The sequence below is a fragment of the Desulfoscipio sp. XC116 genome (assembly GCF_039851975.1).
Classification (GTDB): Bacteria; Bacillota; Desulfotomaculia; order Desulfotomaculales; family Desulfallaceae; genus Sporotomaculum.
Genome location: NZ_CP156660.1, coordinates 2072419 through 2093132, shown reverse-complemented (window position 1 = coordinate 2093132; position 20714 = coordinate 2072419). Strand labels below are relative to the sequence as shown.

18 protein-coding genes and 1 tRNA gene are annotated in these 20714 nt (G+C 47.3%); 17 read left to right on the top strand and 2 right to left on the bottom strand.

What is annotated here, in order from left to right:
- Position 1 precedes the first annotated feature (1 nt).
- The 4 genes from ABDB91_RS10000 (at position 2) to ABDB91_RS09985 (ending at position 4219) form a co-directional block, all read left to right on the top strand.
- Complete coding sequence (locus ABDB91_RS10000; protein ID WP_347491446.1) at positions 2 to 1225, top strand: aspartate kinase; 1224 nt, start codon at positions 2 to 4, stop codon at positions 1223 to 1225.
- A gap of 232 nt (positions 1226 to 1457) precedes the next feature.
- Positions 1458 to 2672, top strand: coding sequence for a cofactor-independent phosphoglycerate mutase (locus ABDB91_RS09995; RefSeq protein WP_347491445.1), 1215 nt, complete (start codon positions 1458 to 1460; stop codon positions 2670 to 2672).
- A 296-nt stretch (positions 2673 to 2968) separates the two neighbouring features.
- Positions 2969 to 3304, top strand: coding sequence for a hypothetical protein (locus tag ABDB91_RS09990; RefSeq protein ID WP_347491444.1), 336 nt, complete (start codon positions 2969 to 2971; stop codon positions 3302 to 3304).
- A 111-nt stretch (positions 3305 to 3415) separates the two neighbouring features.
- Entirely contained in the window at positions 3416 to 4219 is an 804-nt protein-coding gene (locus tag ABDB91_RS09985) for a cell wall hydrolase (RefSeq protein WP_347491443.1), read from the top strand.
- Positions 4220 to 4446: 227 nt separating this feature from the next.
- Here ABDB91_RS09985 and ABDB91_RS09980 read toward each other — a convergent pair whose 3' ends face one another.
- Positions 4447 to 5553 (bottom strand): DUF362 domain-containing protein, encoded by a 1107-nt coding sequence (locus ABDB91_RS09980; RefSeq protein WP_347491442.1) that lies wholly within the window; start codon positions 5551 to 5553, stop codon positions 4447 to 4449.
- 192 nt (positions 5554 to 5745) lie between these two features.
- Here ABDB91_RS09980 and ABDB91_RS09975 point away from each other — a divergent pair.
- The 4 genes from ABDB91_RS09975 to ABDB91_RS09960 all read left to right on the top strand — a co-directional run bounded on the left by ABDB91_RS09975 (position 5746) and on the right by ABDB91_RS09960 (position 9969).
- Positions 5746 to 5820, top strand: a tRNA-Val gene (locus ABDB91_RS09975).
- Positions 5821 to 6020: 200 nt separating this feature from the next.
- Positions 6021 to 6434: a hypothetical protein gene (locus ABDB91_RS09970; RefSeq protein WP_347491441.1), complete on the top strand. Its 414-nt coding sequence runs from the start codon at positions 6021 to 6023 to the stop codon at positions 6432 to 6434.
- A gap of 407 nt (positions 6435 to 6841) precedes the next feature.
- Positions 6842 to 7969: an SIR2 family protein gene (locus ABDB91_RS09965; RefSeq protein WP_347491440.1), complete on the top strand. Its 1128-nt coding sequence runs from the start codon at positions 6842 to 6844 to the stop codon at positions 7967 to 7969.
- A gap of 335 nt (positions 7970 to 8304) precedes the next feature.
- On the top strand, positions 8305 to 9969 hold the full coding sequence (locus tag ABDB91_RS09960) for an AarF/UbiB family protein (RefSeq protein ID WP_347491439.1): 1665 nt from the start codon (positions 8305 to 8307) through the stop codon (positions 9967 to 9969).
- Positions 9970 to 10151: 182 nt separating this feature from the next.
- On the opposite strand, the gene ABDB91_RS09955 is transcribed toward ABDB91_RS09960, so the two are convergent.
- Positions 10152 to 10637, bottom strand: a complete 486-nt coding sequence (locus ABDB91_RS09955; protein ID WP_347491438.1) for a hypothetical protein — start codon at positions 10635 to 10637, stop codon at positions 10152 to 10154.
- 229 nt (positions 10638 to 10866) lie between these two features.
- Between ABDB91_RS09955 and ABDB91_RS09950 the strand changes: the two genes are divergently transcribed.
- The 9 genes from ABDB91_RS09950 to flgK all read left to right on the top strand — a co-directional run bounded on the left by ABDB91_RS09950 (position 10867) and on the right by flgK (position 20714).
- Positions 10867 to 12348 carry a FapA family protein gene (locus ABDB91_RS09950; protein ID WP_347491437.1) on the top strand — a complete coding sequence of 494 codons (1482 nt, stop codon included), beginning with the start codon at positions 10867 to 10869 and terminating at the stop codon, positions 12346 to 12348.
- A gap of 90 nt (positions 12349 to 12438) precedes the next feature.
- Positions 12439 to 13224, top strand: a complete 786-nt coding sequence (locus tag ABDB91_RS09945; RefSeq protein ID WP_347491436.1) for a flagellar motor protein MotB — start codon at positions 12439 to 12441, stop codon at positions 13222 to 13224.
- Between the two features lie 29 nt (positions 13225 to 13253).
- Positions 13254 to 14036 carry a flagellar motor protein gene (locus ABDB91_RS09940; protein ID WP_347491435.1) on the top strand — a complete coding sequence of 261 codons (783 nt, stop codon included), beginning with the start codon at positions 13254 to 13256 and terminating at the stop codon, positions 14034 to 14036.
- Positions 14037 to 14129: 93 nt separating this feature from the next.
- Entirely contained in the window at positions 14130 to 14609 is a 480-nt protein-coding gene (locus ABDB91_RS09935; RefSeq protein WP_347491434.1) for a chemotaxis protein CheW, read from the top strand.
- 22 nt (positions 14610 to 14631) lie between these two features.
- On the top strand, positions 14632 to 16821 hold the full coding sequence (locus ABDB91_RS09930; RefSeq protein WP_347491433.1) for a chemotaxis protein CheA: 2190 nt from the start codon (positions 14632 to 14634) through the stop codon (positions 16819 to 16821).
- Positions 16805 to 18100 (top strand): chemotaxis-specific protein-glutamate methyltransferase CheB, encoded by a 1296-nt coding sequence (gene cheB / locus ABDB91_RS09925; protein ID WP_347491431.1) that lies wholly within the window; start codon positions 16805 to 16807, stop codon positions 18098 to 18100. Before ABDB91_RS09930 ends, cheB begins: the two co-directional genes overlap by 17 nt.
- A 175-nt stretch (positions 18101 to 18275) precedes the next feature.
- Complete coding sequence (gene flgM / locus ABDB91_RS09920; protein ID WP_347491430.1) at positions 18276 to 18566, top strand: flagellar biosynthesis anti-sigma factor FlgM; 291 nt, start codon at positions 18276 to 18278, stop codon at positions 18564 to 18566.
- 37 nt (positions 18567 to 18603) lie between these two features.
- Positions 18604 to 19104 carry a flagellar export chaperone FlgN gene (flgN, locus tag ABDB91_RS09915; protein ID WP_347491429.1) on the top strand — a complete coding sequence of 167 codons (501 nt, stop codon included), beginning with the start codon at positions 18604 to 18606 and terminating at the stop codon, positions 19102 to 19104.
- A 119-nt stretch (positions 19105 to 19223) separates the two neighbouring features.
- Positions 19224 to 20714: a flagellar hook-associated protein FlgK gene (gene flgK, locus ABDB91_RS09910; protein WP_347491428.1), complete on the top strand. Its 1491-nt coding sequence runs from the start codon at positions 19224 to 19226 to the stop codon at positions 20712 to 20714.

Sequence of the window (20714 nt, the reverse complement as noted above, 5' to 3'; positions counted from 1 at the left end):
TATGATGATTGTGCAAAAATTCGGCGGCACTTCGGTGGGGGATGCCTCACGCATTAAAAATGTAGCCAGGCGGGTAGTGGAACAGTACCGCCAGGGCAATCAAATGGTGGTGGTCGTGTCGGCTATGGGCGACTCTACCGATGATTTGATAGATTTGTCCCGGCAAATAACCGATAGCCCGTCTCCCCGTGAAATGGATATGCTGTTATCCACTGGGGAACAGGTATCCATTGCCCTCTTGGCTATGGCTATTAAAAACCTGGGTGTCGAAGCGGTATCCCTTACCGGGCCGCAGGCCGGTATAAAAACAGACGTATATTATTCCAAGTCCCGTATAACTGCTGTGGATAACACTCGCATGCGGGCTGAACTGGCGAAGGGTAAGATATTGATAGTGGCCGGTTTCCAGGGACTGAACGAATATGGAGATATAACCACATTGGGCAGGGGCGGCTCGGATACCACCGCTGTGGTGCTGTCCGCTGCTTTGCAAGCTGATCTGTGCGAAATTTTTACTGATGTGGATGGTGTCTATACCACCGACCCCAGGGTAGTGCCCGAGGCCTGCAAACTGGACACCATTACTTATGATGAAATGCTGGAGCTGGCCCACCTGGGCGCGGCGGTGCTGCATCCACGGGCGGTGGAATGCGCCAAGCTTTACAACATACCGCTGCATGTCCGGTGCAGCTTCAACAACCATCCGGGCACCATTGTGAAGGAGGAAACCGATATGGAAAAGAATATGATTATTACCGGTGTTACATATACCAAAAACGTTGCCAAACTGGGTATTTTCGGAGTGCCCGATCAACCGGGCATTGCCTATATGATATTTAAGAACCTGGCCGACAATAACATCAGCGTGGATATGATTGTGCAGAGTTCCATGCGCGACGGTGTCAATGATATATCATTCACAGTGACGCAGGATGACTTGCGCAGATCCTTGGAGACCATTGAGGAAACTATAAAAGTGGTGGGGGCTCAGGGTTACACTCATGACGCCGATGTGGCCATGGTTTCAGTGGTCGGAGCCGGTATGAACAGCAATCCCGGCATAGCGGCCATGACTTTCGGAGCTTTGGCGGACGCGGATATAAATATTGACATGATCTCCACTTCGGATATCAAGATATCCTGCATCGTTAAAAACAATGAGGCCGAGCAGGCGGTTAAAACGCTGCATAAAAAATTTGCCCTGGACAGCGTTGGGCAAAACTAACCAAGGCATCCCTGTCACAGTATCTGCTTCCGGGGCAGATAAATTAAACCGAAAGGAGCGAAATCCTGGTTATGAACCAAGGGTGAGCCAAGAAGACGGTTCTGGTGGCAGAGCCGCAGGGTCGGCTCACATAAACCGTCCCCGTGGTGCTTCCCGTGCTAGTTGCCAATGGTAATTCGCCAATAGAACCGTCCCCTTGGCGTTTCTTTGGCGTTCAAAAACCAGGTATATTATGAAGTATATAGTGGTTTTGGGCGATGGAATGGCTGATTACCCCCGTCCTGAGTTGGATAACCAAACGCCGTTGCAGTATGCGAAAACTCCCCATATGGACAGCTTGGCCGCATGCGGAGAAACCGGGCTGGTGAAAACCGTACCGGACGGGTTTGCTCCGGGCAGTGATGTGGCTAATCTATCGGTAATGGGTTATGCACCGGAGAAGTATTACACCGGGCGTTCACCGCTGGAAGCGGTCAGTATGGGTGTAGAGCTGGACGATGATGATACGGCCTTTCGCTGTAACCTGGTGACACTGTCGGATGAGCCTGATTACGCTATTAAGCAGATGCTTGATTACAGTGCCGGTGAGATAACCAGCGAGGAGGCCCGCGAGCTGATTGAAACCGTACAATTAAAGCTGGGTGTCGGAGATAAACGCTTTTATCCCGGTATTAGTTACCGTCACTTAATGGTCTGGCGGCAGGGTCCGGAAAAAGCCGTTTTAACGCCGCCTCATGATATATCAGGCCGGGTTGTGAAAGACTATTTGCCCGATGGTGCAGGCGCGGATACGCTGCTTGAGATAATGAAACAAAGCTATGCTGTGCTAAAGGAGCATCCGGTGAACAGGTCCCGAGTGGACAGAGGGCTAAACCCGGCCAATTCAGTATGGCTGTGGGGTCAGGGCAAGAGACCCCAACTGCCGCTGTTTAAAGATTTATATCACCTGGAGGGGGCCGTTATTTCCGCTGTGGACCTGATTATGGGCATTGGTATCTGCGCCGGTCTGCAGGTGATAAAAGTGCCCGGCGCCACAGGCAATATTCATACTAATTTTAAAGGCAAGGCAGAAGCCGCATTGGCCGCGCTGCACGACGGGGCGGACTTTGTTTACGTGCATATTGAGGCTCCGGACGAAGCCGGGCACCAGGGAGATACAGAGATCAAAGTGAAAGCAATTGAGCAAATAGACAGCCAGGTGCTGGGTCTATTGCTGGGCGGTTTAACTGATTTACCCGCATACCGGGTCATGCTGCTGCCCGATCACCCGACTCCGCTGAGCCTCCGTACACATACCGCCGAGCCGGTACCCTATGTGCTGGCGGGCGGCGGCGTTGCAAGTGCGGAGCACAGCCAAATCTACAGCGAATCATCTGCCGCCGCCACCGGTATCATACTGCCGGACGGTCCTTCGTTAATGCGCAGGTTCCTCGGTATCGGGTGTTAAAAGTTGAAAGGCCAAAAAGTATGTCATTGCGAACGCAGCGAAGCAATCTCAGACTCCGAAGCAGGTTCCCAAAGGAATACGGGCTGTAAAACGGAGATTGCTTCGTCGCTTCACTCCCCGCAATGACAAACTTTAAACATTGCGGGTTATATTCATAACGATGACGGGCTTCAGGCGTCGTAGGTTATATTTATAGTAATGATGGACTTCAAGCATCACAGGTTGTATTCATAGCCATGACAAGGGGTTGAAGTCTCCAAAATTATTCATTAAAACGAGCGAGTGAGGTTGTATAAATGGAAAGCTTTAATAAAAAACGTCCAACCTTTGATCAATTCAAGGCTTGGTTCATTGATGAATTGGAGCGGTGCGCCAAAATGAATTTTGTCGATGCCTACATGCCCTGGTCCGGTGTGGGCAGCGAAGAAACACGCGAAAAAATCGTTGCATCATTTATGCAAGTATTGGAAAATAAATTCGGCTTTCGACCGGTGCTTGAAGAACCCTTAACCACAATGGAGGGGGCCGTAGAAAGCGTAGTCATAAGGATTTATCACGTTTTCTCGACCATGTTTTTAGTAGAGCACATCAATGAAAAAATGTACGGTGAACGGGCTAAGAAGCTAAACTAACCCTGTTATGCCATAATTTACTGCTTGGCCAAATAACGGCAGCCTTATATAATTAAGCCGACAACTTGGACAAGGAGGTAATGTTACAGGCATATGGAAAAAAATTTTAAGATGTCAAAAGGGAGATTCGTTTGTTTTCTATTATTACCGATACTGGTATTGCTGTTTCCGGCTATGGGTATGGCACAGGTGCATGCGGTAGACAAAGGTGATTCTATCTATAAGATCAGCCAGTGGTATAATGTCAGCCAGTATGCCTTGCGCTATAATAATAATTTATGGTCCAACGCTATTTACACCGGACAGCAGTTGAATATACCGACTCGGTATGCGGCCCAAAAAGGGGATACCTTGTACCTGATCGGTAAAAAATTCGGCGTTAGCAGCAGCAGCATTAAGGAAATTAATCAACTAAAAAGCGAATTAATATATCCGGGACAAGTATTGTACATACCCCAATATAAATCGCAGAATATCAGCGGCAATGCATCGCCGGGGACCGGTGCTCCCAGCAATAACTTTAACGTGAGCCGGGGCGGCCCGAACTTTAAGACGGGAGATTTTGATTTGCTGGCCCGCATTATTACCGCCGAGGCGGATTCGGAATCCTACGTTACCCAGGTGGCTGTTGGTGCTACTGTTTTAAACCGGGTGGACAGTGCTTCGTTCCCCAATTCCATCCCGGGCGTAGTATACCAAGTTGATCAAGCTGGAAAATACCAGTTTGAGCCGGTACTAAACGGCTGGATTAATAAGCCGGCCAGTGAGTCGGGGAAAAAAGCCGCCCGGGATGCGCTGAACGGCTGGGATCCCTCTAATGGCGCTCTTTACTTTTTTGAATCGTGGGTACCGAATAAATTCTTACAATCACGCCCGGTAAGCAAGGTTATGGATGCATTTACCTTTACGTATTAGACAAACATGCTGTTTAATGATGTACCATCTAAATGACGTACCATGTAGTAAAGGTGAAAATGTAATTTAGCCTTTGCATGGCAAGAAATGAAGATATATGAGACATGTGCAATGATAAAAACCGCCTTTTGGGGGCGGTTTTTTGATGGCTGAGATAAGCGAGCGGGCTTTTGAAAAAGTTCATGTTGTTTAAAGGGTAACTTTGTTGGGTCACATAATGTCGTCCGTTAAATTCTTACTAACTGATAATTTCTACAGCCAAGTCCCATTTTTTCACCATAAGCCAGCTGTACAGACCAATCAATGCCCTTATGCAGCGCACCGAACTTATCCTCGGCATGCAGATTGTCCCCCAGACGGGAGCCGCTAAGCGCAGCTTCATTGTTAACCAGATCAACGCAGGCCTGGTCCAGGGCCACGGGATCGCGGGAAGCCGCAATGCCAATATCCCGTACTATTGGAGCATCGTTATAGGAACAGCAATCGCATTCCGGGGAAACGTTCATAATAAAAGAAATATGAACAGCCTTATGTTCTTTATTTTTTAAAACACCCATAGTGTATTCCACAATCTTTTCCTGTACGTTATTGGGTTGGGTCTTCCAGCTAATTTTTATCGCCCCTTCGGGACAGGTAACGGTACACTCGCCGCAACCCCAGCATAGATTCTCGTCAATAGCGGCGTGCTCCTCAATATTGATGGCGGCTGCCGGACACCACCTGGCACACAAACCGCAAGCCAGACACTTTTCAGCAACAACGCTGGGCAAAACGTCGGAATGCATCATTTGTTTGCCGCTGCGGCAGCCCAAACCCATGCCCAGGTTTTTCAATGCGCCGCCAAAACCGGTCAATTCATGACCTTTAAAATGAGTTACGGATATGATAGCCCCCGCGTGGTAGGCCGCACTACCTATTTTAACTTCTTTAAAATGATTTCCTTCAATGGGTACATTAACATAATCTTTGCCGTTTAAACCGTCGGCAATAATCAGTGGCGCATTGACTACCGCAAAATCAAATCCGTTTTGAATGGCGGTTTCCAAGTGATCTACCGCATTAGCCCTGGAACCCACATACAATGTGTTGGCATCGGTAATAAATGGCTTGCCGCCGTATTCTCTGACTTTATCAACAATTTGACGTACAAATTGCGGGCGGATATAAGCTAAATTACCCTTTTCGCCGAAGTGGACTTTCAGTGCCACCAGTTCATTGGGCTTGATAACTTCCTTTAAACCTGCCCGGTTGCATAACTTGGCTAATTTTTTAAGCAAGTTTTCCTTACTGTTGGTGCGTAAGTCAGTAAAATAAACCTCCGAAAACTGTGACACAGTAACCCCCTCCTCTATTAAGTTAACATTTTACCATAATTGAAAAAATATCGCTACATGTGGCTATCGAGTAATATAAAGGTCCTTATTGAACGGTGAATAACTTAGCTTGCAAGAGCTAAGGAACAGCAATATTATTTTTAATATTGCATATGCTAAAAAGGTGTGGTATACTTAACTTCGTCAATAAATGGGGCTATAGCTCAGCGGGAGAGCGCTTGACTCACATTCAAGAGGCCACTGGTTCGAAACCAGTTAGCCCCACCAAAGAAAACCCTTTATCCATACAGGATAGAGGGTTTTTTATGTTTTGTGGGTTTTGGTTCTGGCCGGATTTTATTTACTGTGTTTTTTGTTTTTTATTAATCCACCAGATGGACTTAGCTTAAATATAATTTTTTCTCTTTCCAAAGGCAGGAAGACTATCGGAAAAACCGAATCAGTAATAAACGGAAGGGAGAATTATTATGCCGAACAATAATGAATTGTTTGATATGCTTCGCGCCGTTATTCAGGGGGAGTTAAAACCTATCCATCAGGAATTGCAGCAAGTTAATACCCGCCTTGACACTCTGGAAGCTGGCCAGGCCGACTTAAGACAAGGTCAGAAAAAACTGGAAGCTGCCCAGACCGACTTAAGACAAGGTCAACAAGAATTAAAGCAAGAAGTACAGGATCTAAGACGGGGCCAGGAAAAACTGGAAGCTGGTCAGTTAGAATTAAGGCAAGGCCAGGTTGCTATTGAGGCCGCTGTTAACGATTTAAGGGCTATCAACCGTGCAACGCACAAGAAGATTTTTACTCAACTAGATTCTATTTGGGGTGATGTCAAAAACATTGGCAAGCGCCTTGATGTTCAAGAGGAAAAAGCAATTCGATAAGTACCAAGCTATGGCTTGCTAAAAGTAACTCCAGGGTTAGGCACTAAGTGAAAGCCCTATTTTAGTTAGTTAAAGAGCTAACCATTCCGTTGCGTTTTCTGCTACCTTTTTTCGTTAGCAACTGCCAACTGTCTTTTTCTTTCAATAATATTCCGCATAACGGCTTCTTCAGTGCTTACGCTTTATCTATATTATGTGACGCTCCACTTTTGGGCGGTTAGTCTTTAATATCCGGCAATTGATGATACTGTTTTCCCTTGAGAATGTAATGGAAAACTTTAATCTGGTATAAATGAACCGATAATTTGAAACAATTCTATATATAAAACCACCGGCTAAGGCTTGGTGGTTTCTTTTAAATGCGCCATTAAACAAATCAGCCGGCAGCTATTACAGGTGATCTATTCATGTATGTGCAAACAAACAGCCAAGAATATACCAAACGCTCCGGCGGCAGGGATGTGGTTTTTGTATTTGGCGCCGGAGCCTCCTATGCCGATGGTGCCCCCTTGCAGGCGGATATATTGCCGTTAATCATGTCCGGTGAGCTTCCCGATATACAAAACTCACCAATCGGGCAAATGGTAACGGAATTTATAGCGCATAACTTTGCCTGGGATGCACAGGCCAGGATATATCCCACACTGGAAACTGTATTCGGCTTTTTAGATTACTTTATAAGCCAGGATGAGCATTTAAGCGCCCAATATCCCAATGCAAAAATTCGTGCTGTTAAAGAAGGACTAATAAAAATTATTCATTACGTTATTAGCGTAAAATCGAACGAACAGGGAAAAACATACCGCTCTTTCTGGAAAACCATCGGTAAATATAACCCAAACATAGCCATACTCACTTTAAACTATGATACTTTGCTGGAAAATGCTTTTAGCTTCATGTACCCTGATGCAGATTGTATTAATTACTGCATTCACCTTATGAACGAAGACCTGGACCGGAAAAAACCCTCAATGGAGCGGCATCTTAAACCAGGCGCCGTTAAAATCATGAAAGGCCACGGCAGTTTAAACTGGAAATATTGCCATTGCTGCAAGCAGGTTTTACTTACTCCCCGTGATACCAAGATAGATCTGTTTGACGAACATACGGGTGAGGATATTGCCAAGAACGCCGGCAATGATACCGGCAGATTTGCTAAAGGCTGGCACTACTGCCCTATTGACAGCTCAGAATTTGAAACCTTAATTATTCCACCGTCACATATCAAGAAAATATCCCACCCGATTATTTCGCAAATACTTAGTGAAGCAATGCGTGAAATCAGGTCATGTCAAAAGGTAGTATTCGTGGGCTATTCATTTCCCGATGCTGATGTGCATTTCAAAGCTTTATTTAAAAAAAGTTTGTCCCGTAACCAGCAGATAATAGTGGTTAACAACAGTAAGTCAAAAACTCTGAAGTATAATTACCTCGCTTTAACCGATACCGTGCAGTTTATAAAATTATCATTTGCCGAGTTTCTGAACAGCGAGTCTTTAATAAATGAAATATTAACCGGTACCAATAGCAGCTGAAGATATATAAAGCAGCCCTGTTTTTTAGGCAGCTAAATCACATATCTATTCTGTTAAACGCGGCGCCATAAAAAGATGAGAACAAAGCATAAGTCCGTCATTGAATAAAACCTGCGGCGCTTGAAAGTATGTCATTGCGAGAAGCAAGCGACGAAGCAATCTCTACTTTACAGTTGCCATTTCTTTGAGGGCCTGCTCCGGAGTCTGGGATTGCTTCGCTTACGCTCGCAATGGCATTACCCGGCAATGGCATTACCCGGCGTCGGACATAAATTCGTATGTGATTTGCAAATGCAGGCATTCTATTAACTAAGAGCCTTGGTGGGGGTGATTTTTTGCGTCTGCAATTGCAAAAACGGTATAAGCATTTTCGGCGTTACCGGGAAATAGCCAATGTGCTGGTTAAGCATGGCTTTGGCTTTTTGCTGAACAGCCTTGGATTGGCGGAATTCTCCCCTCCAAGGCGGCTATCCGCCGAGGAAAAAAACGCTCCCGAGGAAACCATAGCGATACGCATGCGTATGGTACTGGAGGAGTTGGGGCCAACCTTTATCAAACTTGGCCAGCTGCTCTCCACGCGCTCGGATATATTTACCGCCGCATATATCAAAGAGCTGGAAAAATTGCAGGATAAAGTACCTCCGGTGCCTTTTGCGGACATCAGCGAACTGCTGGAATTAGAGCTGGGTCAGACGCAGTCTCAAATATTCAGCCATTTTAATCCCATGCCGCTGGCCGCCGCGTCCATCGGACAGGTTCATGAAGCGCGTTTAATCAATGGCCGCCGGGTGGCAGTGAAGGTGCAGCGTCCGGGCATCCGGGCCAATGTGGAAGTAGACATGGAAATATTATATGATCTGGCCGGCCTGGCGGAAAGACATACCGTCTGGGGGAAAATATATAAATTCACTGAAATGGTGGAAGAGTTTGAGCATATCCTCCAGGAAGAATTGGATTTTATGCTGGAAGCCAGGCATGCTGAAACGCTGGCCCGTAATTTTGCCGGTGAACAATATATAGTTATCCCTGCCATATACTGGGATTACACAACCAAAAGAGTGCTGACTATGGAGTTTATAAACGGCATTAAAATAACGGATAACAGCAAGCTGGCGGCCGCGGGTTATGACATGACGGAGATTGCCCGCCGGCTGGTAGAGACCATGCTAAAACAGATACTGATGGATGGCTTTTTTCATGCCGACCCGCACCCTGGCAATGTACTGGCGCTGCCGGGCGGGCGATTGGCTTTTTTGGATTTCGGCATGATGGGGTATTTGGAACAGGAATTGCGCGATAAAGTAATTAAACTTGTATTTGGCTTAATCAACAAAAATTCCACGGAGATTTTACGGGCAGTGATGAGTCTTGAGGCACTGCCCGTGCATGTAAATATGTACCAACTGCGCAGAGATATCGAGCACTTGCGGGAAAAATACTACCAGATTCCGCTGGGACAAGTCAGCGCCGCGGAATCGCTGGGGGATATCATGAATCTGGCTTACCGCCACCGCATCAGAGTGCCTATTGAACTAAATATGATGATTAAAGCTTTAATTATTACCGAAGGTATTGCCGCTCGCCTGGATCCCCGAATCAGCATTGTACAAGTAATTGAACCGCTGGGGCAGAAGTTGCTGCGGCGCCGGTTCAGCCCGGAAAGTATAAGAAAGCTCTTCTGGGATAATATTAACGATTACCATATTCTTTTTACCCGTCTGCCCGGACAATTAGGTAGAATCATTGAACTTTTAACCGGGGGAGAGATCAAAGTTAAAACCGAGAATCCGGATTTGGGACGGGCCCTGATAAAACTAAACACTATGGTAAACCGCTTGGTTTACAGTATTATTGTCGGGGCCATGGTGATTAGTTCTTCATGGTTGATCAGAGAGCGGATTACTTTTTGGGGGGTCCCCCTGGCGGAAATGGGTTTTGTATTTGCCGGGTTATTGGGGTTCTGGTTGCTGGCGATGATCATTAGGTCCAAATTCTATTGAAAGAGGGTACTGTTATGAACAGGGTCATTTGTTATATTGAAGATTGTCGCTTTAACAACAACATGAAATGCAACGCACCCAAGGTATCTTTCAAACTTAGAAGCAACCACCCGGACAATCCGGTCGAACATGCGTTGTGCGCGTACTACCGTCCCGTACCATGAATACTAATTTTTATAGAATTATGCGGATGTCGTGGTTAGTTTAATAAAGTTAAAGCCTGACCCCCTCTTTTCTTCGAGTACTTTTTTTTCTTTTAACAGTGCGGATATTCTTTCGTCAAATACGGGTGAGCCCTGTGGCGCCATGGTCTGTATATTTGTTAACCTGTTCAGGCTCCGGCGTTTGGTCTCTATTAAAATATTTAAATAATCCAGAGCGTTTCCCATTTCCTCAAGTCCTGCTTTAGTGTTGCCGATACATTTATATAAGACGGCCAGCAGTATGGATATCTCCATCTGATTTCGCAATTCAAGAGATATGCTTTCACGCACATCCTTTAATTGATTGATGAAGGGCATTATTTCATGGCTGGCGCCGTTCGCTGGAAAATGCAGTTCCACTTGTACCGGTCGGCAATGGGCTGTTACCTGTTCTTGAAACTCTTTTTTGGCAAACATGGCACTGATATTTCCCGCATTATCCAGATATTCGATCCACCTGAACATTTGAGGCTCCTCCTTAAAGAAGATTTTTATTTAATTTTATTTTACAGCACTTTGACATGCAGTTGTCCTGTTTTACAGAAACTTAACTTATGTTAAAAAGGAATTAAGAACATGTTAATTTAATTGCAAAAAAAACCATTACACCAGTGTCTTTGCAGGATTTTTACAGTATTTGCAGAAAAATTAAACTATTGCATGTACTACTAGTTATATACAGAGGGGTGATTTTTTGAGCGATGAGGTAAATGATGTTTTGCTTATTATTACCGACGATAAAATGAAAGCATTTTTTACCGTCAGGGAACCTGAATCAGTCAATAAAGAGCTGATTGACAAACTGGTGCGGGATAAAGGGGTAAAGTATGGGATTGATCAGCAGGTATTGGATGATCTGATCAAATCTCCGAATGAAGGTACATTTTTGTTTGCCACAGGCACGCCTTCCATAGAAGGCAAGGATGGTTATATGCAATATCTTTTTAGTTCCCGGGTGGTTAGGTCGAACGAACAAGATCAGCAAAACGTTGACTTTAGAGAGGTTTTTGATGTTCCATCCGTAACTGCCAATACCGTGTTAGCCGTTTATCATCCGGCGGTCAAGGGGAAAGACGGCCGCATGGTGACCGGACAGGTCATTCCCGCGCGCAAAGTTATGGAACTGACCCTTCGGGCCGCCAAAGGAACGGTTTTGTCCAATGACGGTATGACGGTATCCAGTAAAATTAAAGGCCGCCCCTGGGCACAAAAAAAAGGGGCTAACGTCATTGTCGGTGTGGATGCCGTCTACCAGCACGAGGGCGATGTGGATATTAAATCGGGAAACTTGCGTTTTCACGGTGATGTTGTCATAACCGGCAATATTATGGAAAATATGATTGTGGATGTGCAAGGCAATCTAAGGGTACAGGGATTTATATCACGATCAAATGTAAAAGTTAAAGGCAGCTTGGAAGTGATGAAGGTGATTACCGCCGGGAAGATTGTGGCCGGTGGTTCCACGGTTTCATTAAGCGCGGTGGAAAAAGAATTGCGGAAAATTGAACAGAGCATTAACAGCCTGAATGCCACAACCTTGCAGCTAATGGGCAAACTGAGGCAAAACAGGCCCAATATCCAATACGGGCAGGTTGCCATGACCTTGCTGGATAAAAAGTTTAACTATATAGGCAGACAGGTGCGCGGTCTGGCTGGATTAGTTAACAAACAAAAGCAAAAGCCACCCGAAGAAGTACAAGATGCAATTCAGGCACTGAACAGGGTTAGTGGATTTAAAGTTCTGGCCTTGCAAAACCTGGACGAGGTGCTAAACAGCATAGCATCCGCGCTGGCGCTGTTGGACTCTTTAAGTGACGAATCCGCCCATGTCGTCGCCAACAGTGTTTGGAATTCAGAAATTGAAGCCACCGGCGATATTAAAATAACCGGGCAGGGGGGATTTAATTCCAGGTTGAATTCCCTGGGCACCATCACTATAAAGGGTGTATTCCGGGGTGGTGATATGTATGCCCAGAACGGAGTTAACGCGGGTGAAATCGGCGGCCCCATGGGCATAACCACGACGGTCCGCACCGAAAAGGGCTGTCAGATTAAAGCCAGGCGGGTATATGTCGGCACTGTTTTGCAAATCGGTTCCTGCGTTTGCAAAATAAACCAGGAGAATAGCATGGTGCTGGCCAGAGTTAATGAAAAAGGTGAATTAATTTTGCATTGACCAGAAAAAAATAGCGTAATATAGTATAATATGTAGGAAATTTATGGCCGGAAATGTAAATTAATATAACGGGCTTAGGAGTTGACCCGAGTGGCAAGAAAGCGCAGACACAACAATGAATCCGAGGGTAGTCGCGACCGTTGGCTGGTTACCTATGCAGACATGATCACTTTGCTGCTGATTTTTTTTATTGTCATGTACACCTTAAGTAAAATAGATGCCGCCAAATTTGAAACAATGGCTGAATCCCTGGCCGCGGTTTTCGGTGCGGGGGGGATGGTTATGGACAGCCCCGGTCCGCAAGTAATTCCCGGCGCTCCTTCGGATCAAATGTCGGATATGATGAAGGATATTGAATTGGAAAATGCCCGGATGGCCGATTTAAAAGAACAACTGGAAGAATACATCAATGAAAACGGTCTGCAGACAAGTGTTTCGGTAACCAGGGAAGAGCGGGGCATCGTACTTAGTTTTCAGAATGAGGTACTCTTCGATCTGGGCTCTTCTCAGCTGACCGGAGAGGCCAGGCGGATATTAAGCCAGGTGGCGCCTATATTGGAGAATACTCCTAATTATATCCGTGTGGAAGGGCACACGGATGACTTACCCATTAACACGGCCCAGTTCCCCTCCAATTGGGAACTGGCGTCAGCCCGGGCCACCAACGTGGTACAGGAGTTTATACACATGCACGGTTTTCAGCCGCAAAAGCTATCCGCCACGGCATATGGCGAATACCGGCCCCGGGTGCCCAATGACAATCCCGCGAACAGGCAGCTGAATCGCAGAGTGAACCTGATTATCCTCAGCAGCAAGTTTGCGGAAGCAGAACCGGGGGTCGCACTGCCGCCGGCGGAGCAGAATGGAATTGATTAATTGATCATCTTAAAAAAGGAAGGTAAAGTATGGATCTAGCAACCATAGTCGGCTTTATTCTAGGTATGGCGTCACTGCTTGTTGGTTTTCTATTGGAGGGGGGACACATCGGAGCGCTGATACAGCCCAGCGCGGCATTGATTGTTTTCGGCGGCACCATGGGAGCTACCATATTCAGCTTTGCTCCCAAGGATCTCAAGGCACTGCCTACGCTGCTTAAACTGGCCATGTTTAATAAACCCCAGGACCCCGCCGGAACTATTCAAGAGATCGTTGGCATGGCCGAAGAGGCCCGGCGGGAGGGCTTGTTGTTTCTGGAAAATCGCCTTCCTCAAGTCAATGACCCCTACTTGAAAAGGGGCTTGCAGCTGGTTATTGACGGTACCGACCCGGAACTGGTCAAGAACATTCTGGAAGTGGAGATATATACTATTGAGGAACGCCACAACATTGGCAGCAAAATATTTGAGGTGGCGGGCGGATATGCTCCTACGATGGGTATCATCGGTACGGTGATGGGACTGGTGCATGTGCTGGGCAGCATGAGCGACCCGGATAGTCTGGGCCCGGCCATTGCTGTTGCTTTTATGGCCACTCTCTATGGTGTGGGCAGCGCCAATGTCCTATGGCTGCCCCTGGCGGCAAAATTATCCAATATTAGCAAGAAGGAAATATTAATCAAAGAACTCATGATGGAAGGAGTAGTATCCTTGCAGGCGGGCTATAACCCCATATTAATCCAGGAAAGGCTTCTGGCCTATCTCAATCCCTCGATGCGTAAGACGCAAGACGAGGAGGTTATGGAGGAATAAAGAAGTAAAATACATATTGTATTATTTTATTAAGCACATGACCATTACGCACAGTGACTATACATATTTTTAATATTTAGGGAGGCGTTGTATTTGGCCGCTGAAACCAGCGTGACGACTGATTTGCAGATAGTGGTTTTTTCTGTGTCCGACCAGTTTTGGGGCATCGACATAGCATCTGTCTATGAGATTATCCGCCTGGAAAAAATCACTCCCATACCCCAGGCGCCCGCTTATGTTGAAGGAGTGATCAATATCCGGGGGCAGGTAGTGCCCGCTGTAAATTTGAACGTGTTATTCAGTGCCGGAGCGCTGGAAAGAACCGACAACAGCCGGATGATTGTCGTTGAGACAGAGCATAATAAATTTGCTTTAATTGTTGACGCGGTATATGAAGTAAGAAAAATCAGCCCGGATATGATTAAACCCGCTCCAGCCGCTATTTCGCAGAACCAGCAGTATTTGCAGGGCATTATTTTGGATGGTGAAAAGCTAATCGTACTGGTAAACTTAAATAAATTAATGTCCAAAAGGGATATGCGAGAATTAAAAGATATGGAGCAGTTGGCATGACACAACATTAGGAGGTGATCTTTTGTTCAGCGACGCTGAAATTGCTATTTTTCAGGAAGAACTGGAAGAAAAATTACAAATAATCAACGATAATATACTTTTATTGGAGCAGCAGCAAGTGACGCCCGAAGTGATTCAGGAGATTTTCCGGGCCGCCCACACCATTAAAGGCTCCTCAGCTATCATGGGTTACGATAAAATGACCGAGTTAACCCACCAGATAGAAAGCTTGTTTGATGAAATACGCAACAACCGGTTGGAAATTACCGGGGAACTGGTGGATGTACTCTTCGAGGCAATGGATACACTAACGGCTTTAAAGGAAGAAATTATAGGCGACGGTACAAACAATACCGATATAGCGCCGGTGCTGGCAAAAATAAAGCAAACCGGTCACGGCAATTGTGATGCAAATAATGATACAGCCGATAATCAAGCGGCAGCCGGGGCTATGCACAGCAGCCGGGCGTCAGGGCCTGATTGCAGGCCTGCGGATAAGACACCGCGGCTGAACTTGGAAATAGACGAAGCTACCGAAGATGTAATCAGGGAAGCCGAGATACGTGGATATTTTGCCTATGGTTTGCAAATCAGCATTGAACCTGATTGCCAAATGAAGGAAGTACGTGCTTTTCTGCTGTTTGAAACGCTGGAGCAGGCGGGGGAAATAGTCAGGACCAATCCGCCCGCCGAGGAATTGCAAGCCGGTCGTTTTGATAATAATATAGCTATGATTATTATCAGCCAGTCCGATATGGACCAGGTGAAAAATCTAGCCCTGTCAATAGCGGAAATTAAAGATGTTTACATCAAATTAATCGAAGCGAATAATAAAATGCCCCTGGAAGAATACCATAACGGAGAGTCGGCGCCGGAACAATTATATGCGCTAAAACAGTCGGATTCGCCCGTTGGCAATCAGGCTGTACAAGGGGCCTCATTACTCAAGAACTTGTCCGACAAGACAGCAAAAGACAAGCCTGAAAAGAAAACCATTAAAACAGTAAGGGTAGATGTGGAAAAACTGGATGTATTGATGAACCTGGTGGGAGAGCTGGTTATTGACCGCACCAGGTTGGAAAGGTTTGTGGATGTATTTGAGAGCCATCATGGTGCGGATGAATTGGTAGACGATATACTGGAAATATCCAATCACCTGGGGCAGGTTACCACCGATTTGCAGGATGAAATAATGAAAGCCCGTATGCTGCCGGTAGCCCAGGTTTTCAATCGCTTCCCCCGCATGGTGCGAGATATAGCACATAAACTAGGCAAAGATATAGAATTTATTATTGACGGTAAAGAAACCGAACTGGATCGCAATGTTATCGAAGTAATTGGCGATCCGTTAATACATTTACTAAGAAACTCAATTGATCACGGCATTGAAGATCCTCAGGAAAGGCAGCGGCTTGGCAAGCCGGCCCGGGGACTGCTGCAGCTTAAAGCATCCTACGTTGAAAGCCATATCGTCATTACGGTGAAGGACGACGGCCGGGGTATTGACGCTCAAAAGCTAAAGGATAAAGCCATTCGGCGGGGTCTCATCAGCGAGGAGCAGTCTCAGCGCATGGGTGATCGTGAAGCGCTGGATTTAATATTTCTGTCCGGCTTTTCTACTGTGGAAGAAGGTAATGTCAGTGATATTTCAGGCCGGGGCGTGGGCATGGACATTGTACGCACCCAGATTGAAAATATTAACGGCACGGTGGAGTATCAAACCACACCCGGTCAAGGCACTCGTTTTTCCATCAAACTGCCGCTTACCCTGGCTATTATCCGGGCTCTTATGGTGGAGCATGGCGGCATGACCTATGCTTTCCCGCTGACTTACGTGGTGGAGACATTAAATCTTAGTCGCTCGGACATTAAAAATGTACGGCATTCCGAAGTGATCGTGGTTCGCGGGCAGGTCCATCCGTTAAAACGCCTGGAAGATATATTCTGTCTTGAGACCGGGAGTAACGACGGTCGGAAAGTTTACGTGGTTATTGTCGGATCAGCTGACCGTAAACTCGGCTTGGTAGTGGACAAATTGATCGGTGAACAGGAAATAGTTATCAAATCTCTGGGATCCTACCTTGGTCAGGTGGAGGGTCTCTCCGGCGCGGCCATTTTGGGCGACGGCAAAGTTTCGTTAATTGTTGACGTGCGGAGTTTAGTGCGCAGTGCAGGCTCCGAGGAGGCTTTCGCTTATGCTGCGGCCAATTAATGTACTGGTGGTGGATGATTCGGCGCTGATGCGCCGGATCATTGCCCGTCTTCTGGGCATGCAGGCCGGTATAAAGGTTATTGACACCGCTGTTTCCGGTGAGGAGGCCATAAAAAAAGTCCATGCGCTGCACCCCGACGTGGTCACCATGGACGTGGAGATGCCCGGCTTGAACGGGGTGCAAACGGTATCGCGGTTAATGAAGGAATGCCCCGTTCCGGTGGTGATGCTGAGCGCACACACCACCGAAGGCGCCCGGGTAACCATGGAAGCGCTGGCGGCAGGTGCGGTGGAATTCGTGCCCAAACCGCAAAAAACAGGTGGTACTGAGCAAATGGTGGCGGAATTGGCCCGCAAAATCAGAGTGGCCAGACGGGCCTCAGTGAAAAAATGCTTCGCAGCGCCCGTAGAACCAAGATCGACGCAGGCCCGGTTTCGTAAAACCGGGCCTGCGTCAGCCAAGGATACTTCCGCTCATGGTTCGACCCCGGCAAGCACTTCTGCGGATGGACAAACCGGGTCCGCTGATGTATCCACAGCCGCTACAACAAGGAGCGCATCAAAAATAACCGGCAAACCGGCGGTAAATATTCCGTCCAAAGCTGCCCGTTCGAATAGCGCAGCCGCGTATCCCACTCCGCCTATCGCTTCCAGACCAACTGCCGTGCGAACAACCGCCGGATTTAAAAAAATTTCCGCGGGGCAAACGGAACTGGTAGTTATCGGTTCGTCCACCGGCGGACCGGCGGCGCTGCAGATGCTGCTTCCGGCGCTGCCCGGCGACCTGCCCTGCGGGGTGGTAATAGTACAGCACATTCCGGTGGGCTTCAGCGGCCCCATGGCCGAGCATTTGAACCGCAAGTGCAAGCTGGAAGTAAAACACGCCGAGCAGGGCGATCGGGTAATGCCCGGTTTGGTATTGGTGGCTCCGGCAGGTTATGATCTTACCTTCCGCAAATATGCCGGCAGGTTGACTGTTGCTTTGGATAAAGGCAATAAGCCCGTACCACCCGGCGGATTCCGCCCTTCGGTTGATGTTGTGATGAACTCGGCGGCCGACGTGGTAGGCGGACGCACGCTGGGCGTGCTGCTCACAGGCATGGGCAGAGACGGCGCCCGGGGCATGCTGTCCATCAGACAGCGTGGCGGCCGGACCATTGCTCAGGACGAAAGCACCAGCGTAGTATATGGCATGCCCAAAGCCGCCGCCGATTTGGGCGCGGCGGAAAAAATTCTGCCCTTGCACGGCATTGCGGAAGAAATAGTACGCCTGGTTTAAACCAGTGGTATCGGGTACGGCAACGGTGGAGTAATATGCGACAGCCGATATAAATACTTTTAACTTTGCGTAACGCGGCTGGAAACACTGCACAAAAAGCTGTAAAAACTCTAAAGTTTTTTTAACCGCTGACGAATAATATTAACAAGAAGGATAACAAAGGCGGGTGCAAGCCATGAAAGTCACCCCTCGTGGACCGGGTGTAATCAATGCTTACAAATCACAAAACGATCAGAATAAAAATATGCGCAAAAACCGGGGCACTCCCGGCATGGACAGAGCTGAAATTTCCTCGGTGGGCCGTGAACTGCAAACCTACCGGGCGGCGCTGAAACAGATGCCCGATGTTCGTCAGGATCAGGTGTCGGAAATCAAAAGCCGTATTAAAAACGGCACCTATACGCCTTCGGCGGAAAAAATAGCCGAAGGGATTATACGGGAATCACGTTTGGATACCAAGGTATAATGCTTTATGGCAAATTACCCGGTTAAGGAGAAACGACATGGAAAGGGATGCTCTTTTTATAGAACTGGAAGCAGTGCTGCGCCGGGAGCATGAACTGGCCGGCCAGTTATTGAAAGCCACCGGCTGGCAAAACAGCGCTCTGCGCCGCAACGATATGGAAATGTTAAATCAGGCTGTTGCCGAACTGAGCGAATTGAACGGGGAACTGCGGCGGTTGGAAGACACTCGGGAAACGCTGCAAAATCGGCTGGAAAACGCACAGTCCATTGCGCCGGGGGCCACTTTAACCGCTATTGCCGCCGGGGCGCCGGGAGAAATTTCCGCACGGCTTATTGATTTGCGCCGGGACTTGCGGTTGCGTCTGCATGAACTGCGGCAGCTGACCGATACCAACAATCTGTTAACCCGCAATGCCCTGCGGATGAACACTACTATCACGAATATATTCAAACAGGCCGACGGTGGCACTACTTATGGCGAAAGTGGACGGGTGCAGGATCCCACACGAACGCTGACCACGTTAAATAAGTCCGTTTGATAAAGAATCCTTCATGTATATGTTGGAATAGGCGTACCTAAATTAGTTATCTTAACCGCTAACAAACAGCAAACAGACAAATCCAGTCATACATAAAATATAAAGCGAGGTATACTATTATGCCCGGATCATTTTCTGGTATAGAACTTGCCCGGCGGGCGCTGCAAACCCATCAAATTTCTCTGGAAACAACCGGGCACAACTTAGCCAACGCCGGAACGGCCGGTTATTCACGCCAGCAGGCCGTACACTCGGCCACCGATCCCTACACCAACCCCGTGCCGTTTAACAAATTAACCGTCGGTCAGCTTGGCACCGGTGTGGAAGTAAGGATGATCAGACGCATTCGCAATGAGTATCTGGATACTCAGGTGCGCACAAGCACATCCGCTTACGGTTATTGGGCAACCCAGGAACAACTTTACGCCCGTATCGAATCTATTTTCACCGAGCCCACCTCCGACGGTATCGGGGATGTCATGACCAACTTTTTCGAAGCCTGGCACGATTTAAACAACAGCCCCCAGGATCCGGGTGTAAAAGCCGCCGTGGCCGAGTTGGGCGATGAATTGGCCAACTTGATGCGGGAGTCTCACTCGCAATTGGGAAATATCAGCGAAAGCATAGTTAAGCTAAAAGATGATGGGTCCGGTAATCTGCAGGTAGACGGAGGGCAGCTGAAGGATCAGGTTGATGTAGTAAACGACATTTTGAAGCAAGTGCGGGATTTAACGCAAGGCATCAAAAAGGTCTATGCCTATGGCAACCAACCCAATGATTTATTGGATAAACGTGATTTGCTGCTGGACCAGCTGGCGGAATATGTGCCCCTTAACGTAATTAATAAAAACGACAGCGGGGAAATTGAATTACAGATCTTTGGCCAAGAGGTTGATTTTAAGAAAAAAGACGCTGATTATCCCGTAGCAACGATTCAGTATGACGAAACCAACGATGATATATTACTGACCATGAATTCAATTACGGGTTCCTCCACAGTTTCCCTTGACAACTATACGGATAACGCACCTCCGGCGGGAAGCATTTTATCTCTGGAGATGACCAGGAATAAGGTAGAGGAGTACCGGGCTAATCTTGTCGATTTATCCGAAGCTCTGAAAAAAATGGTCAACGATCAGGCGCCTTTTGACGCCGATTCGCTTAGTACGGATGAATTTTTTTCGGGCACTCTGGGCGACGCCAACGATGTTTTTAGAGTTAATCCGGAAATAATGACCGACCCCACTGTCATCGACGGTGAAAAAGCCCTCAATGTGGCCAGGTGGTTTACCATTAGTATGGACGGCGGCAACGTGTCGGTAGGCGGTGTAGATTTTGCGACCTACGACCTGGATGGCGCTACCTTCTCGGAATACTACAACGCCATACTTACAAATATCGGTGCCAATTCGAGCACGGCCATGAACATGACGGACAACCAGTACGCCATTAACGAGCAAATTTTATCGGTACGGGATTCCGCCCAGGGAGTTAACGTAGATGAAGAACTTTCCATGCTGCTGCAATTTCAATATGGGTATCAAGCCTCCGCCAGGGTAATGACCACACTGGATGAACTGCTTGATCACCTGATAAACCGGACAGCCTAA

Bases quoted from the DNA above. Each gene is read 5' to 3' on its own strand.
- flgK (WP_347491428.1), top strand. From the start codon at position 19,224: ATGCCCGGATCATTTTCTGGTATAGAACTTGCCCGGCGGGCGCTGCAA.
- flgM (WP_347491430.1), top strand. From the start codon at position 18,276: ATGAAAGTCACCCCTCGTGGACCGGGTGTAATCAATGCTTACAAATCA.
- ABDB91_RS09970 (WP_347491441.1), top strand. From the start codon at position 6,021: ATGCCGAACAATAATGAATTGTTTGATATGCTTCGCGCCGTTATTCAG.
- ABDB91_RS10000 (WP_347491446.1), top strand. From the start codon at position 2: ATGATGATTGTGCAAAAATTCGGCGGCACTTCGGTGGGGGATGCCTCA.
- ABDB91_RS09995 (WP_347491445.1), top strand. From the start codon at position 1,458: ATGAAGTATATAGTGGTTTTGGGCGATGGAATGGCTGATTACCCCCGT.
- ABDB91_RS09955 (WP_347491438.1), bottom strand. From the start codon at position 10,637: ATGTTCAGGTGGATCGAATATCTGGATAATGCGGGAAATATCAGTGCC.
- cheB (WP_347491431.1), top strand. From the start codon at position 16,805: ATGCTGCGGCCAATTAATGTACTGGTGGTGGATGATTCGGCGCTGATG.
- ABDB91_RS09965 (WP_347491440.1), top strand. From the start codon at position 6,842: ATGTATGTGCAAACAAACAGCCAAGAATATACCAAACGCTCCGGCGGC.
- flgN (WP_347491429.1), top strand. From the start codon at position 18,604: ATGGAAAGGGATGCTCTTTTTATAGAACTGGAAGCAGTGCTGCGCCGG.
- ABDB91_RS09990 (WP_347491444.1), top strand. From the start codon at position 2,969: ATGGAAAGCTTTAATAAAAAACGTCCAACCTTTGATCAATTCAAGGCT.
- ABDB91_RS09985 (WP_347491443.1), top strand. From the start codon at position 3,416: ATGTCAAAAGGGAGATTCGTTTGTTTTCTATTATTACCGATACTGGTA.
- ABDB91_RS09940 (WP_347491435.1), top strand. From the start codon at position 13,254: ATGGATCTAGCAACCATAGTCGGCTTTATTCTAGGTATGGCGTCACTG.